Annotated in this window: 12 protein-coding genes; 8 read left to right on the plus strand and 4 right to left on the minus strand. The window is 71.4% G+C overall.

What is annotated here, in order from left to right:
• The first annotated feature begins 1 nt into the window (after nt 1).
• A complete protein-coding gene (locus ABTY98_RS11695; RefSeq protein ID WP_352220696.1) occupies nt 2–859 on the plus strand; it encodes a PhzF family phenazine biosynthesis protein in 858 nt (285 codons plus the stop codon).
• On the opposite strand, the gene ABTY98_RS11700 is transcribed toward ABTY98_RS11695, so the two are convergent.
• A complete protein-coding gene (locus tag ABTY98_RS11700; RefSeq protein WP_352220697.1) occupies nt 852–1,067 on the minus strand; it encodes a hypothetical protein in 216 nt (71 codons plus the stop codon). The genes ABTY98_RS11695 and ABTY98_RS11700 overlap by 8 nt on opposite strands.
• A 230-nt stretch (nt 1,068–1,297) precedes the next feature.
• Between ABTY98_RS11700 and ABTY98_RS11705 the strand changes: the two genes are divergently transcribed.
• The 7 genes from ABTY98_RS11705 to ABTY98_RS11735 all read left to right on the plus strand — a co-directional run bounded on the left by ABTY98_RS11705 (nt 1,298) and on the right by ABTY98_RS11735 (nt 8,822).
• Complete coding sequence (locus ABTY98_RS11705) at nt 1,298–2,329, plus strand: LacI family DNA-binding transcriptional regulator (protein ID WP_352220698.1); 1,032 nt, start codon at nt 1,298–1,300, stop codon at nt 2,327–2,329.
• Nucleotides 2,326–3,849 (plus strand): sugar ABC transporter ATP-binding protein, encoded by a 1,524-nt coding sequence (locus ABTY98_RS11710; protein ID WP_352220699.1) that lies wholly within the window; start codon nt 2,326–2,328, stop codon nt 3,847–3,849. Before ABTY98_RS11705 ends, ABTY98_RS11710 begins: the two co-directional genes overlap by 4 nt.
• Complete coding sequence (locus tag ABTY98_RS11715) at nt 3,839–5,785, plus strand: ABC transporter permease/substrate-binding protein (RefSeq protein WP_352220700.1); 1,947 nt, start codon at nt 3,839–3,841, stop codon at nt 5,783–5,785. Before ABTY98_RS11710 ends, ABTY98_RS11715 begins: the two co-directional genes overlap by 11 nt.
• Before the next feature lie 73 nt (nt 5,786–5,858).
• Complete coding sequence (locus ABTY98_RS11720; protein WP_352220701.1) at nt 5,859–6,761, plus strand: ribokinase; 903 nt, start codon at nt 5,859–5,861, stop codon at nt 6,759–6,761.
• Nucleotides 6,758–7,147, plus strand: a complete 390-nt coding sequence (rbsD, locus tag ABTY98_RS11725; protein WP_352220702.1) for a D-ribose pyranase — start codon at nt 6,758–6,760, stop codon at nt 7,145–7,147. The genes ABTY98_RS11720 and rbsD overlap by 4 nt, the downstream gene beginning before the upstream one ends.
• 130 nt (nt 7,148–7,277) lie before the next feature.
• Nucleotides 7,278–7,796: a peptidase inhibitor family I36 protein gene (locus tag ABTY98_RS11730; RefSeq protein WP_352220703.1), complete on the plus strand. Its 519-nt coding sequence runs from the start codon at nt 7,278–7,280 to the stop codon at nt 7,794–7,796.
• 39 nt (nt 7,797–7,835) lie between these two features.
• A complete protein-coding gene (locus ABTY98_RS11735) occupies nt 7,836–8,822 on the plus strand; it encodes a hypothetical protein (RefSeq protein WP_352220704.1) in 987 nt (328 codons plus the stop codon).
• On the opposite strand, the gene ABTY98_RS11740 is transcribed toward ABTY98_RS11735, so the two are convergent.
• The 3 genes from ABTY98_RS11740 to ABTY98_RS11750 all read right to left on the minus strand — a co-directional run bounded on the left by ABTY98_RS11740 (nt 8,811) and on the right by ABTY98_RS11750 (nt 12,904).
• Nucleotides 8,811–9,806, minus strand: coding sequence for an ArsR/SmtB family transcription factor (locus ABTY98_RS11740; protein ID WP_352220705.1), 996 nt, complete (start codon nt 9,804–9,806; stop codon nt 8,811–8,813). The genes ABTY98_RS11735 and ABTY98_RS11740 overlap by 12 nt on opposite strands.
• 276 nt (nt 9,807–10,082) lie before the next feature.
• Nucleotides 10,083–11,150 carry a DNA polymerase III subunit beta family protein gene (locus ABTY98_RS11745; RefSeq protein WP_352220706.1) on the minus strand — a complete coding sequence of 356 codons (1,068 nt, stop codon included), beginning with the start codon at nt 11,148–11,150 and terminating at the stop codon, nt 10,083–10,085.
• 89 nt (nt 11,151–11,239) lie between these two features.
• A complete protein-coding gene (locus tag ABTY98_RS11750; protein WP_352220707.1) occupies nt 11,240–12,904 on the minus strand; it encodes a hypothetical protein in 1,665 nt (554 codons plus the stop codon).
• Between the last annotated feature and the right edge of the window lie 95 nt (nt 12,905–12,999).

Below are 12,999 nucleotides of genomic sequence, written 5' to 3' on the forward strand. Positions count from 1 at the left end.
CATGACGACGAACGCGCCGCGCCCCGAGGTACTGCGATACACCGCTTTCTCCAGCCGCCCCGAGGGTGGGAACCCCGCCGGTGTCGTACTGGACGCCAGTGGCCTGGACGACGCCGGCATGCTGGCCGTCGCCGCGGACCTCGGGTATTCGGAGTCCGCTTTCCTGACCGCCTCTTCGGAGGAACGGGCCTACACCATCCGTTACTTCAGCCCGAAGGCCGAGGTGCCGTTCTGCGGGCACGCCACCATCGCGACCGCGATCGCGCTCGCCGAGCGGATCGGCCCCGGAGAGCTGGTGTTCGCCACGCGCGCCGGCACCGTGCCGGTGGAGGTGACCGAGGCGGGCGGGACGGTCACCGCCACGCTCACCAGCGTCGAGCCGCACGTCGAGGAGATCGCCGACGCCGACCTCGCGGAGGCGCTCGCCGCGCTCCGCTGGCCGGAAGCCGACCTCGACCCGGACTTCCCGCCCCGGATCGCGTTCGCCGGTGCCCGCCATCTCGTTCTCGCGGCGGCGACGCGGGCACGCCTCGCGGACCTGGCGTACGACTTCGCACGCCTCGAAGCCCTGATGCACCGCCTGGACCTGACCACGCTCCAGTTGGTGTGGCGGGAGTCGGCCACCGTGTTCCACGTCCGCGACCCGTTCCCCGTCGGGGGCGTCGTCGAGGACCCGGCGACCGGTGCCGCTGCCGCCGCGTTCGGTGCGTACGCCCGTGAGCTGGGCCTGGTCGCCGAGGACGCCGTCCTCACCCTGCACCAGGGCGAGGACCTGGGCCGTCCCGGCGAACTCACGGTGACGCTGCACGCGGGTGACCCGCGCGTCCGCGTCAGCGGCACGGGGACTCGCATCAGCTGAAGCGACCAGTACCGGTAGCCGAGCCGCGCGCCGGAGACTCCCGGCGGCGGCGCACGATGCCGCGTACGTAGGCCAGCAGGAAGAACAGGTACACGGCGGCCACCGTGATCGCCCAGGCGAGGGAGAGCTTCCCGCCGATGATCACGGACACCTCCAGAAGCGCGACGAACAACAAGGTCGCGCCTTCGCGCACTTCGCTACGGGTCATCTTCGAGGCCCCATCTGCTCCACCTGCGCCGTCTACTCAGCCTGCGGCTCCGCCCTGCTCACCTTGCCCGCCTTGCCTGTGGGGGCTCACCGCCCGGCGGCCCGGCAAGAGTCACGATTCGATTTCGGCCACCTCCACCCCCTTGCCCCACCCCCGTGTAATCGATTCCAATCCTCGGTACGCAGTGCGTGTAATCGATTCCATGAGTTCCACGAGGAGGTGGAGCGGCGATGGCGAGCATCAAGGACGTGGCCGCCGAGGCGGGCGTTTCCGTCGCCACGGTGTCCCGTGTCCTGAACGACCATCCGTCGGTCAGCGCCGACGCCCGTGCCCGTGTGCTGGCCGCCGTCGAGACGCTGGGCTACCGCCCGAACGCCGTCGCCCGTTCGCTGCGCACCGACCAGACCCGCACCCTCGGCCTGGTCATCAGCGACGTACTCAACCCGTACTTCACGGAGCTGGCCCGCTCGGTCGAGGAAGAGGCCCGCGCGCTCGGCTACAGCGTGATCATCGGCAACGCAGACGAGCGGCCCGAGCTGCAGGACCACCACGTACGGACGCTGCTCGACCGCCGTATCGACGGACTGCTCGTCTCCCCCACCGACGGCGGCTCCCCGCTGATGCTGGAGGCGGCGCGCGGCGGGACGCCGATGGTGTTCGTCGACCGCTGGATCCCCGGCGTCGACGTGCCGGTGGTGCGGGCGGACGGACGGGCCGCCATACGGGATCTGGTCGCGCATCTGCACGGGCTGGGGCACCGGCGGCTCGCGATCATCGCGGGGCCTGCCGCCACGACCACCGGCAGTGAGCGTGTGCAGGCCTTCCGGGAGGCCCTCGCCGAGTACGGCGTACCCCTCCCCGACGCCTACACAGGCCAGGGCGACTTCCAGGTCGAGAGCGGGCGGCGGGTCACCGAGGGGTTCCTCGACCTGCCCGAGCCGCCCGAGGTCGTCTTCGCCGCCGACAACCTGATGGCGCTCGGCGCACTCGACGCCGTACGCGCGCGCGGCCTGCGGGTGCCGGACGACATCGCGCTCGCCGCGTTCGACGACATCCGGTGGTTCGTACACACCGATCCGCCGGTCACCGCGATCGCCCAGCCGACGGGCGAGTTGGGGCGTGCCGCCGTACGCGCACTGATCGACCGTATCGAGGGGCGGCCTCCGCAGTCCGTCACCCTCCCCGCCCGGCTCGTCGTACGCCGCTCGTGCGGCGCGAACCCCGGCGACAACCAGACCCCTGTGCAAAGGAGCACATCGTGAGCGACCCGGAAGAGTTGCTGCGTATCGAGGGCATACGGAAGTCCTTCCCAGGCGTGGTCGCGCTCGACGGCGTCGACTTCGATCTGCGCCGGGGCGAGGTGCACGTACTCCTCGGTGAGAACGGCGCGGGCAAGAGCACCCTCATCAAGATGCTCTCCGGCGCCTACACGCCCGACGAGGGGCGGATCCTGGCCGGCGGCGAGGAGGTGCGCATCCATGGTGCGCAGGACTCCGAGCGCCTCGGGATCGCCACCATCTACCAGGAGTTCAACCTCGTACCCGATCTCACGGTCGCCGAGAACATCTTCCTGGGCCGGCAGCCGCGCCGCCTCGGGATGATCGACCGGAAGAGGATGGAAGCCGACGCGGAGGTGCTGCTCGCGCGCGTGGGTGTGAACGTGTCGCCCCGCGCGCGGGTGCGCGAACTCGGTATCGCCCGCCTCCAGATGGTCGAGATCGCCAAGGCACTCAGCCTGAACGCGCGCGTGCTCATCATGGACGAGCCGACCGCCGTGCTCACCTCGGAGGAGGTGGAGAAGCTCTTCACGATCGTGCGGCAGCTGCGCGAGGACGGGGTCGGGATCGTCTTCATCACCCACCACCTGGAGGAGATCGCCGCGATCGGGGACCGGGTGACCGTCATCCGGGACGGGAAGTCGGTCGGGCAGGTGGCCGCCGACACCCCGGAGGACGAGCTGGTACGGCTCATGGTCGGGCGGTCCATCGAGCAGCAGTACCCGCGCGAGCGGGCCGAGACCGGTGCCGCGCTGCTGTCCGTGGAAGGGCTCACCCGGGACGGCGTCTTCCACGACGTGAGCTTCGAGGTGCACGCCGGTGAGGTCGTCGGCATCGCGGGCCTTGTGGGCGCCGGCCGTACCGAGGTCGTGCGCGCGGTGTTCGGCGCCGATCCGTACGACAAGGGAGCCGTCAAGGTCTCGGGAAGCGTGCTCAGGCGGTCCGACGTCAACGCGGCCATGGCCGCCGGGATCGGGCTCGTCCCCGAGGACCGCAAGGGGCAGGGGCTGGTCCTCGACGCCTCCGTGGAGGAGAACCTCGGCCTTGTGACCCTGCGCCGGGCGACCCGGGCCGGGATCGTCGACCTCAAGGCGCAGCATGTCGCCGCCGAGCGGATCGCCGGGCAGCTGGGCGTGCGGATGGCCGGGCTCGGTCAGCATGTGCGCACGCTCTCCGGCGGCAACCAGCAGAAGGTCGTCATCGGCAAGTGGCTCCTCGCCGATACCAAGGTGCTGATCCTCGACGAGCCGACGCGCGGTATCGACGTCGGCGCCAAGGTCGAGATCTACCAGCTGATCAACGAGCTGACGGCCGCCGGGGCCGCCGTACTGATGATCTCCAGCGATCTTCCCGAGGTCCTCGGGATGAGCGACCGGGTGCTGGTGATGGCCCAGGGGCGGATCGCGGGCGAACTGGCCGCGGACGAGGCCACCCAGGACTCCGTGATGGCACTCGCCGTCAGCAACCCCACCACAACCGACAAGGAGGCCGCTCGTGGCCACTGACACGCTCAAGAGCACATCGGGCGCCGGTGGCGGCGCCGCGGCGGTCCGCCGGCTGCTCCTCGACAACGGCGCGCTCACCGCGCTGATCGTCCTCGTCATCGCCATGTCGGCGCTGTCGGGCGACTTCCTCACCACCGACAACCTGCTGAACGTCGGCGTCCAGGCGGCCGTGACGGCCATCCTCGCCTTCGGCGCGACCTTCGTGATCGTCGCGGCGGGCATCGACCTGTCGGTCGGCTCGGTGGCGGCCCTGTCGGCCACCGTGCTGGCGTGGACCGCGACCCAGCACGGGGTCCCGGTCGTCATAGCGGTGGTGCTGGCGGTCCTGACCGGTGTCGCGGCCGGTCTCGTCAACGGCTTCCTCATCGCGTACGGCAAGCTGCCGCCGTTCATCGCGACGCTCGCGATGCTTTCGGTGGGCCGGGGTCTGGCGCTGGTGATCTCCGGGGGCTCGCCGATCGCCTTCCCGGACTCGGTCTCGCATCTCGGCGACACGCTCGGCGGCTGGCTGCCGGTACCGGTGCTGGTCATGGTCGCCATGGGGCTGATCGCCGCCTTCGTCCTCGGCCGGACGTACATCGGGCGCTCGATGTACGCGATCGGCGGCAACGAGGAGGCCGCCCGGCTGTCCGGACTGCGGGTGTCCAAGCAGAAGCTCGCCATCTACGCGCTGTCCGGGCTGTTCGCGGCCGTCGCCGGCATCGTGCTCGCCGCCCGGCTGTCCTCCGCCCAGCCGCAGGCCGCCAACGGCTACGAACTGGACGCCATCGCCGCGGTCGTGATCGGCGGTGCCTCCCTGGCCGGCGGCACCGGCAAGGCGTCCGGCACGCTGATCGGCGCGCTGATCCTCGCGGTGCTGCGCAACGGGCTCAACCTGCTCAACGTGTCCGCTTTCTGGCAGCAGGTGGTCATCGGCGTCGTCATCGCGCTCGCGGTGCTCCTCGACACCGTGCGCCGCAAGGCCGGGGCGACTCCCCTGGCCGCCGGAACCGGCGGGAACAAGGGCAAGCAGGCCGGGACCTACGCGCTCGCGGCGGTCGTCACCGTGGCGCTGGTGGCCGCGACCTCCCTCCTGCACACCGGCTCCTCCTCGAGCAACCCGAAGATCGGTCTGTCCCTGTCCACCCTCAACAACCCGTTCTTCGTGCAGATCCGCTCCGGCGCCCAGGCCGAGGCCAGGAAGCTGGGCGTGGACCTGACCGTCACGGACGCCCAGAACGACGCCTCGCAGCAGGCCAACCAACTGCAGAACTTCACCACTTCGGGACTGGGCGCGATCATCGTCAACCCGGTGGACTCGGACGCGGCGAGCAACTCCGTGAAGGCCGCCGACAAGGCCGGCATCCCGGTCGTCGCCGTCGACCGGGGCGTCAACAACGCCAAGACCGAGGCCCTGATCGCCTCCGACAACGTCACCGGCGGTGAGCTGGCCGCCAAGACGGTCGCCGGGAAGCTCGGCGGCCACGGCAAGATCGTGATCCTGCAGGGCCAGGCCGGCACCTCCGCCGCCCGCGAGCGGGCGCAGGGCTTCGCCAACGGCCTCAAGGCCTACCCCGGGATCCAGGTGGTGGCCCAGCAGCCCGCCGACTTCGACCGCACCAAGGGCCTCGACGTGATGTCGAACCTGCTCCAGGCCCACCCCGACGTCCAGGGCGTCATCGCCGCCAACGACGAGATGGCCCTCGGCGCGATCAAGGCGCTGGGCTCCAAGGCCGGCACGTCGGTGTCCGTGGTCGGCTTCGACGGCACCCCGGACGGCCTGACCGCGGTCAAGAACGGCACGCTGTACGCGTCGGTCGCCCAGCAGCCGAGCCAGCTCGGGAAGATCGCCGTGGACAACGCGCTCAAGGCCATCCAGGACAAGAAGGTCGAGTCGACGATCAAGGTACCGGTGAAGGTGGTCACCAAGGACAACGTGGCCGGCTTCTCGGGCTGAGCCACCAAGGAGGCGGCCGGGCGGTTCAATTGAGGCCCGGCCGCCTCAACTCATTCCTACAGGGAGTCAATCGATGTACGACTACGACCTCCTGGTCGTGGGATCGGCCAACGCCGACCTGGTGATCGGGGTCGACCGGCGTCCGGCCGCCGGTGAGACCGTGCTCGGCGGCGACCTCGCCACGCACCCCGGCGGCAAGGGCGCCAACCAGGCGGTCGCGGCCGCCCGGCTCGGTGCCCGCACCGCCCTGCTGGCCCGGGTCGGCGACGACGCCCACGGCAGGCTGCTGCTCGACTCACAGCGGGCCGCCGGGGTGGACACGGTGGGCCTGCTGGTGGGCGGGGCGCCGACGGGCGTCGCGCTGATCACCGTGGACCCCTCGGGAGACAACAGCATCGTGGTCTCCCCCGGCGCGAACGGCCGTCTCGCACCGGCGGACGTACGGGCCGCGGTCAGCCTCTTCCACGCCTCCCGGGCGGTCTCCGCGCAGCTGGAGATCCCGCTGGAGACGGTGGTGGAGGTGGTACGGAACCTGGCCCCCGGCAGCCGGTTCGTGCTCAACCCGTCGCCGCCGCGGCCCCTTCCGGGTGAGGTCCTCGCAGCCTGCGACCCGCTGATCGTGAACGAGCACGAGGCGAAGGTGATTCTCGGCGCGGCGTGCGTGAGCGAGGAACCGGCCGACTGGGCGCGGCTCCTGCTCGCCAAGGGCCCGAGGTCGGTGGTGGTGACGCTGGGCGCGGAGGGCGCGCTGGTCGCCGACGGTCACGGGGTCGAGTCCGTCCCGTCCGTGAAGGTGGACGCGGTGGACACCACGGGCGCCGGGGACGCGTTCACGGCGGCCCTCGCGGTACGGCTGGGGGCGGGCGCGTCGCTGGTGGAGGCGGCTCGGTTCGCGGCCCGCGTGGGGGCAGCGGCGGTGACGAGGCGGGGCGCGCAGGAGTCGTACCCGACGATGACGGAGGTCGAGGCCCTGTGAAGAGGGCGGGGATCCTCAACCGTCATCTCTCCGGCGCGCTCGCCGAGTTGGGGCACGGGCACGAGGTGCTGGTCTGCGACGCCGGGATGCCGATCCCGCGGGGGCCGCGGGTCGTGGACCTCGCCTTCCGGGCCGGGGTTCCGTCCTTCGCGGAGGTGCTGGAGGGGCTGCTGTCCGAGCTGGTCGTGGAGGGCGCGACGGCGGCGACCGAGATACGCGGGGCCAATCCGGCCGCCGCCAGGCTGCTGGACGGGCACTTTCCCGACCTGGCCCTGGTCCCGCACGAACGCCTGAAGGAACTGTCGGGGGACGCCCACCTGGTCGTCCGCACGGGCGAGGCCCGGCCGTACGCGAACGTGCTGCTGCGGTGCGGGGTGTTCTTCTAGCACATACGGAGCACCGGACTCCCCCTCTGCACCTGGGACTTTTCATCCCCGTGAAACGTGATGGCCAGCCTGTGCCCCGGTTGGCAATATCGCCCACACGTACGAACAGTCCGAGAAAGAGGGAGTTCACATGAGATCCTTCCGTTTAGCCGCGGCGCTCGCCGCCACCGCCCTGGCCGCCTTCATCGGCCTCACCCTTCCCGGCAGCGCGGCCGCCGCCGACGGGCACTCCGCCGCCCCGGCCGCCAAGCCGGCCGCCGCCGCCCCGCAGGCGGTACAGGGGAAGACCGCCTCCACCGCGGTCTCCCCGCAGGCCATCGGGGACTGCCCGAGCACCTACTTCTGCTTCTGGGCCAACTCGGGCTACGGCGACGGGCCGGGCAAGTTCTCCGGCGCCAACACCAACTGGGGTGCCTACTCGCACTCCAGCTGCTCCACCGGGACATGGAGCGACTGCGCCTCCTCGGGGTACAACCACGGCACGAGTGGCCTGGGTGTCGAGGTGTGGCGCGACATCAACTACTCCGGGCTGTCCGCCTGCCTGCCCAAGGACTGGTCCAACAGCAACTTCGCGAACCTCGTCTGGCCCGGCACCTCGACCAGCTTCAACGACTCGATCAGCAGCAACTACTGGACCTCCGGCTGCTGACCGGGCCCTGACCGGCCACTGGATGACGGGCGATCACCCATGACAGAGCTCCCGCACCGCCGTACCGGACAGGCACCGCCACATCTGCCGCCCCTGCTGATCCTCCTTGTGACCCTGGTCTGCGTCGCCGCGAGCGCGTGCAGCGGACCGGGCACGGCCGACTCGGCCGAGGCGGCGTCGGCGGTGCGGGAGTCCGGTCATGCCACCGCCGTCCTCACCAACGACGCCACCGCGCTGCGTCAGCGCTGGCAGCTCTTCGGCGCCTCGCAGATCCTCACCCGGCGCTGCATGCGTGACCGGGGACTGCGCTTCCTGGTCACGAGCGCGGGCCCGCGGCCACCCGGCGGGGCGACCACGGCCGAGTCGATCGGTTCCCGCTCGGCCCCCGGCTACGGCGTCTCCACGGCGCTGGGCGACCTGAACAACGGCCCCACGGCCCAGGACCGTTACGTCCGCTCCCTGACCACCGCCGAACAGAGCCGCTACACCGCCGCCCTCGACGGCCCCGCGGGCCAGGTGGCGCCGCTGTCGCTGCCCAGCGGGGCGAGCGGGACCTACGCCACGGGCGGCTGCACGGCCCGGGCCCGGGCCGAGTTGTACGGCACCGTACGGGCCGCCCTGGAGGACACCCTCGTACCGCAGGACGTCGACCAGCTCCTCCAGCGGTACCTGGCCACCGCCCCCGCCTACCAGAAGGCCCTGGAACGCTGGCAGCGCTGTATGGCGGACGCCGGCCAGCCGGTGAAGACGCCCGCCGCGCTGATCGATTCGCTGCGGGCCGAGGCCGTCCGGGGAGCGAGCGCCGCGAAGCTGGCTCCGGAGCAGCGCGCCGCCGCGACGGCCGATCAGCACTGTGACGGTGTGAGCGGCCTGCGCCGCACGTTCGCCAGCCAGCGTGAGGTCTTCCTGCGACAGCAGCCGGCCCGCACCCGGGCCCGCCTGGAGGAGGTCTGGCAGCACCGCCAGGATGCCCTGACGCGGGCCGCAGCCCTGCTCGGCCAGGAGGCCCGGGGCTCACTCGGGTGACGCCCCGGCGTCGCTCGCCGGTCTGAGCAGCGCGGCGCCGAGTGGCGTGAGGGTGTGCAGCACCGTGTTGTGGTGGCGGTGGCTGAAGACCAGGCCGGCCTCGCGCAGCACGGAGGTGTGGTGGGAGGCCGTGGGCACCGACACACCCAGGACCCCGGCCAGTTCGGAGGTGGTCGCGCCCAGTGCGAGGGACCGCAGCACGGCCGCGCGGGTACGGCCGAGTAGCGCGGCGAGCGAGACCTCGGGCGGGCGTTCGGGGGCGGGCGCGCGGCGGCCGTGCACGGGATAGACCAGCACCGGCTGAAGGGTGTCGTCGGCCATCGAGATCGGTGACTGCCAGCAGAAGTAGGACGGGATCAGGCGCAGCCCGCGGCCGTCCAGGCGCAGGTCCCGGTCCTCCACGTAGTCGACGTGGAGGACCGGCGGGTGCCAGCGGACGGCGGGTGACAGGCCGGCGAGCAGCCCGTCGAGCCCGGTGGCGAGGGCGTCCCGGCCCCGCAGGGCGCGTTCCGCGGCGACCGTGGCGTGAATGCGGCTCTCGTGGGGCGCGATGACCGCTTCGTGGTAGGCGCGCAGGAGTCCGACGAAGTCCTCGCGGGTGGCGCGTTCCCGGAGCCGGAGCGCCCAGTCGGGGGCGCCGGAGATCCGGTCCAGCGTCCGTATTTCGAGGTCGACCCGGTCGGACGGGGTGTCGACGATCGCCGCGAGCCCGCGGTCCAGGCCGTCGGCGGCCTCGTGCGGGGTGAGGAAGTCGGGCAGGTAGCGCGCCCGGGGCAGCACCGGGACCAGCAGCCGTCGGACGGCCGCGCCGAGCTGGGTGCCGACCATGGTGGCGCGGGTCTCCCGGTACCAGTCGGCGTACGCCCAGCGGCCCCGCGAGGTCTGTAATCGGTGCAGGCTGCAGGTGATCTCCCAGAGCGGGTCGGGGGCGCTCGCCACCCGGACACGGGCCAGATCCTGAGGCGTGAAGTGAATACGCAGCACGAGAACCGCCCCCCGAGTCGGACAAGTCGTCCCGTTCAGCAGCAGCCTGGGGCACGCGGCCCCCACGAACAACACATGAACCGGCCGGACGCCCCGAGAGGGGCCGGGCATGCTTCGAGGGGGCCCGATCCGTCGATCGAACCCCCTCGGCCTACCCCCTCCGGTCAGAACCCCCGCGATCCCCCCGGATCCCCCTCCGAAAGTCCTGACGCGAGGTACGACCGGCCGGGTGGGGGGATGGTTGTACGGAGTGCGGGAAATTTTTCCAACGTACCGTCAGTTCTCCAGCCGGACCGGCATCAGGAGCGAGAAGGCGCCCTCGTCGTCAGGTCGGCGGATCGTGACCGGTGCCGTGGGCGCGCCGAACTCCAGAATCAGTCGATCGCGGGCCCCGGCGGCCAGCGCGGCCAGCAGGAACTCACGGTTGACGGCGACGCGGTTCGGGTCTTCGTCACCGTCAGCGCAGAGGGTCACCGCGCCGCCGTCCTCCACCCTGAGCACGCTGAGGTCGTGTGCCCCGGCCTCCCCGGAGCGGACAGGACCGGTCTCCAGAGCCTCCCGGAAGGCCGCCACCTCGACGACCGTGCGGCGTTCGCCGGCCTGGGGCAGGAGACGACGGTAGTCGGGGAAGTCGTGGTCGAGACACCGACCGGCCGCCTGCCTGTCCCCGGCCTGCAGTGTCACGCGGTCACCGTCGAGAGAGAATCGCACAGGTCCCTCGCCGTCCAACAGCGCACGCATCGCGTCGGCGAGCGGAGTGGGCACGACGACCTGCACTCGGCTCCCGTCGTGCCCGGCGATACCGGCCTGCGCGACCGCCATTCGGTACCGGTCGGTGGCCACGGCATGAAGACTCTCGCCCTCGATGTCGAACAGAACCCCGCCGAGCATCGGCAGCTCGGGGTCGGTGCTCGCCGCGAAACGAACCGTGTCCAGCACGGCTGCCAGCTCCGGCGCGGCGACGGACAGGCGGACGGTGGCGATGCGGAGCGAGGTCATGACATTCTCCCGGTGATCGAGTAGTGCTCGGAGCGCGGAGAACTCACTGCGGGCATCGGACAGCCCCTGTTCGAGACGGCGCAGGTGCGCCTTGAGCAGTTTCCGGACCAGATCGGTGTCCGCGCCGGACCAACTGGCCAGCACCAGCCGGATGTCCGCCAGCGGCATCCCGGCCCGGCGCAAGCAGGCCAGCAGCCGGGCCTCTTCGAGCTGCTCGGGCTCGTACCAGCGGTAACCGCTCACCGGATCCACCCAGGCCGGGACCAGCACACCGGCACGGTCGTAGAACCGCAGGGCGCTTACGCCCAGGCCACTGTCGCGGGCCATCTCTCCGATGCTGCGCATGCCGTTCTCCACACCCGGCACTCTGGGCCCTGCACAAGGTCGAGAGTCAACCGTTCCTGCGGGAGTTTGCCAGCGTCGGCCAACTCGCCCTAAACCAAGCCGGTGGGGGCCTGGTGACCTCGCGAACGGTCTTCGAGGTCGGGGAACAGCACGAGCTGGTCACTTCGGCGCGGTCGGGTCTTGCCGCCCCGGTGGGGCGTGCCCGCTGTCCTGGGTGGGCCCGTGGCCCCGCGCGACCTGGGTAGAGACACGGCCTGGCCGGTAGCTCTCCGCCGTCCGATCCTCTGGTCGGGTGCGGTCACACCTGGCCGACGCCGGATCCTGTGTCCCAGGCCACGCCGTCCGATCGCCACAGCAGCACCGTGGTGCCGGGTGACTTTGGTCTTGGTCTGCTGCTGGAGCGGGCTCTTCCAGTACTTCTCGCCCCAGATCGAGGTGTAGGCGGGGTCGACGGCGATGACGGCCAGGTTCTGGTGGTGGGCCATGGAGCGCAGTCGTTCGCGGAAGCGTGCGGTGGGGATGCCTGCGACCGTGCGGCGGAAGGTCTTGCCCCGGCGGCCGCGTCCCATGATCTCCCGGCCGGTGGCGCGTGCGTCGGCGAAGCCCAGGTTCTCGATCACGATGGCGGCGCAGCCGTGCTCCTGAGCGAAGGCGATGAGCCGGGTGATCGCGGCCCGCAGGCGCCCATCCCGGGTGGCGGTGGGGCCGGTCAGCTCCAGCGGGATCGTGTGGGGCTCGCCGCTGGGGTTGCCGTGCGGGTCGAGGACGATGGCAGCGAGGTGGTCGGCGTTGAGGTCGACGGCGAGCAACTTCGCGCCGGACGCCCGGATCTCCTCCGGGCTGGGGGGTGTGGTGGTGAGGGTGGACCAGGAAGCGTCCAGGAACCAGCGGTCGCGGGCCGGGTCATGGACGATGTCGTAGCGCACGGCCCGGTGCGCGCCAACCCGGTCCAGCCACTCCTGACGGCGGTGGTGGAAGGTGACCGTGGGGGAAAGCCGGTAACGGCCGCGCGGGGCGTTGGCCAAATGACGCAAAGGTTCCGGTAGCACCACCGTGACCGAACCGTCCACGGGGTCAGCAGTGATGGTGTAGTTGCCATACGGAGCGCCAGACTCCCCGTCGGCGGTCAGAAACAACCGGGCAGCAGTCCACCGTTTCCGCCAGTCGACTTCGGTGAGACCGGCCTCGGCGAGGCGGTGACGAACCCTGGCCATCCGGCGGCCGCCCACTGTGACCGACGGGCGGCTCTGCTCGATCCGCTGCTCCACCACCGACAGCCGTGCTTGAAGCTTGCTCAGATGCCGCAGCTTCTGCCAGCGCTCACCCTGGTTGGCATATCCGCGCACCCGGCCATGCCTCTGCCCGCATGCCACCGCCAATCGCTGCCCGATCTTCCGGATCCGGCGCCGGAGACCGGCCCGCTCATCCATCAGGCAGCGCATCGACAGCTGGTACTGGTCCTCCGACGCCCGGGTCATCGCGCCCGCCCACCGCGACGAGGACGCCGCCGTCAGCCGCTTCTTCCGCCCAGCGCGCCCGGTCTGCTTCGCCGGGACGTTCCCGGTCCGCACCCGTGCGGCCAGATCCTGCCGCTGGAGACGGCCCAGATGCTCGCCGACCACTGTCAGGACCTTCACATCCGACGCCGTCAGGCCCTTCAGCCGGTCCCGGATCCGCGCCCCCGACGGAGCGGCCACCGTGAACGGGGCGGCCATCGCGCGCAGCTCACGCTTCCTCCCCCGCCTGCGCGCCACCAGCCACCCCTCCCTCAGCCGTATCGAACGAATCCGCCACCGCCGATCATGCGTTCCGCACACGCGCAACACCCTGAGAAGCAGCCCCGTTCACC

This window comes from Streptomyces sp. NPDC096040 (genome assembly GCF_040303265.1).
Taxonomy (GTDB): Bacteria; Actinomycetota; Actinomycetes; order Streptomycetales; family Streptomycetaceae; genus Streptomyces.

What these genes read in the sequence shown, in the direction of transcription:
- ABTY98_RS11695 (WP_352220696.1), top strand. Translation starts at nt 2, where the DNA reads ATGACGACGAACGCGCCGCGCCCCGAGGTACTGCGATACACCGCTTTC.
- ABTY98_RS11700 (WP_352220697.1), bottom strand. Translation starts at nt 1,067, where the DNA reads ATGACCCGTAGCGAAGTGCGCGAAGGCGCGACCTTGTTGTTCGTCGCG.
- ABTY98_RS11705 (WP_352220698.1), top strand. Translation starts at nt 1,298, where the DNA reads ATGGCGAGCATCAAGGACGTGGCCGCCGAGGCGGGCGTTTCCGTCGCC.
- ABTY98_RS11720 (WP_352220701.1), top strand. Translation starts at nt 5,859, where the DNA reads ATGTACGACTACGACCTCCTGGTCGTGGGATCGGCCAACGCCGACCTG.
- ABTY98_RS11730 (WP_352220703.1), top strand. Translation starts at nt 7,278, where the DNA reads ATGAGATCCTTCCGTTTAGCCGCGGCGCTCGCCGCCACCGCCCTGGCC.
- ABTY98_RS11735 (WP_352220704.1), top strand. Translation starts at nt 7,836, where the DNA reads ATGACAGAGCTCCCGCACCGCCGTACCGGACAGGCACCGCCACATCTG.
- ABTY98_RS11745 (WP_352220706.1), bottom strand. Translation starts at nt 11,150, where the DNA reads ATGCGCAGCATCGGAGAGATGGCCCGCGACAGTGGCCTGGGCGTAAGC.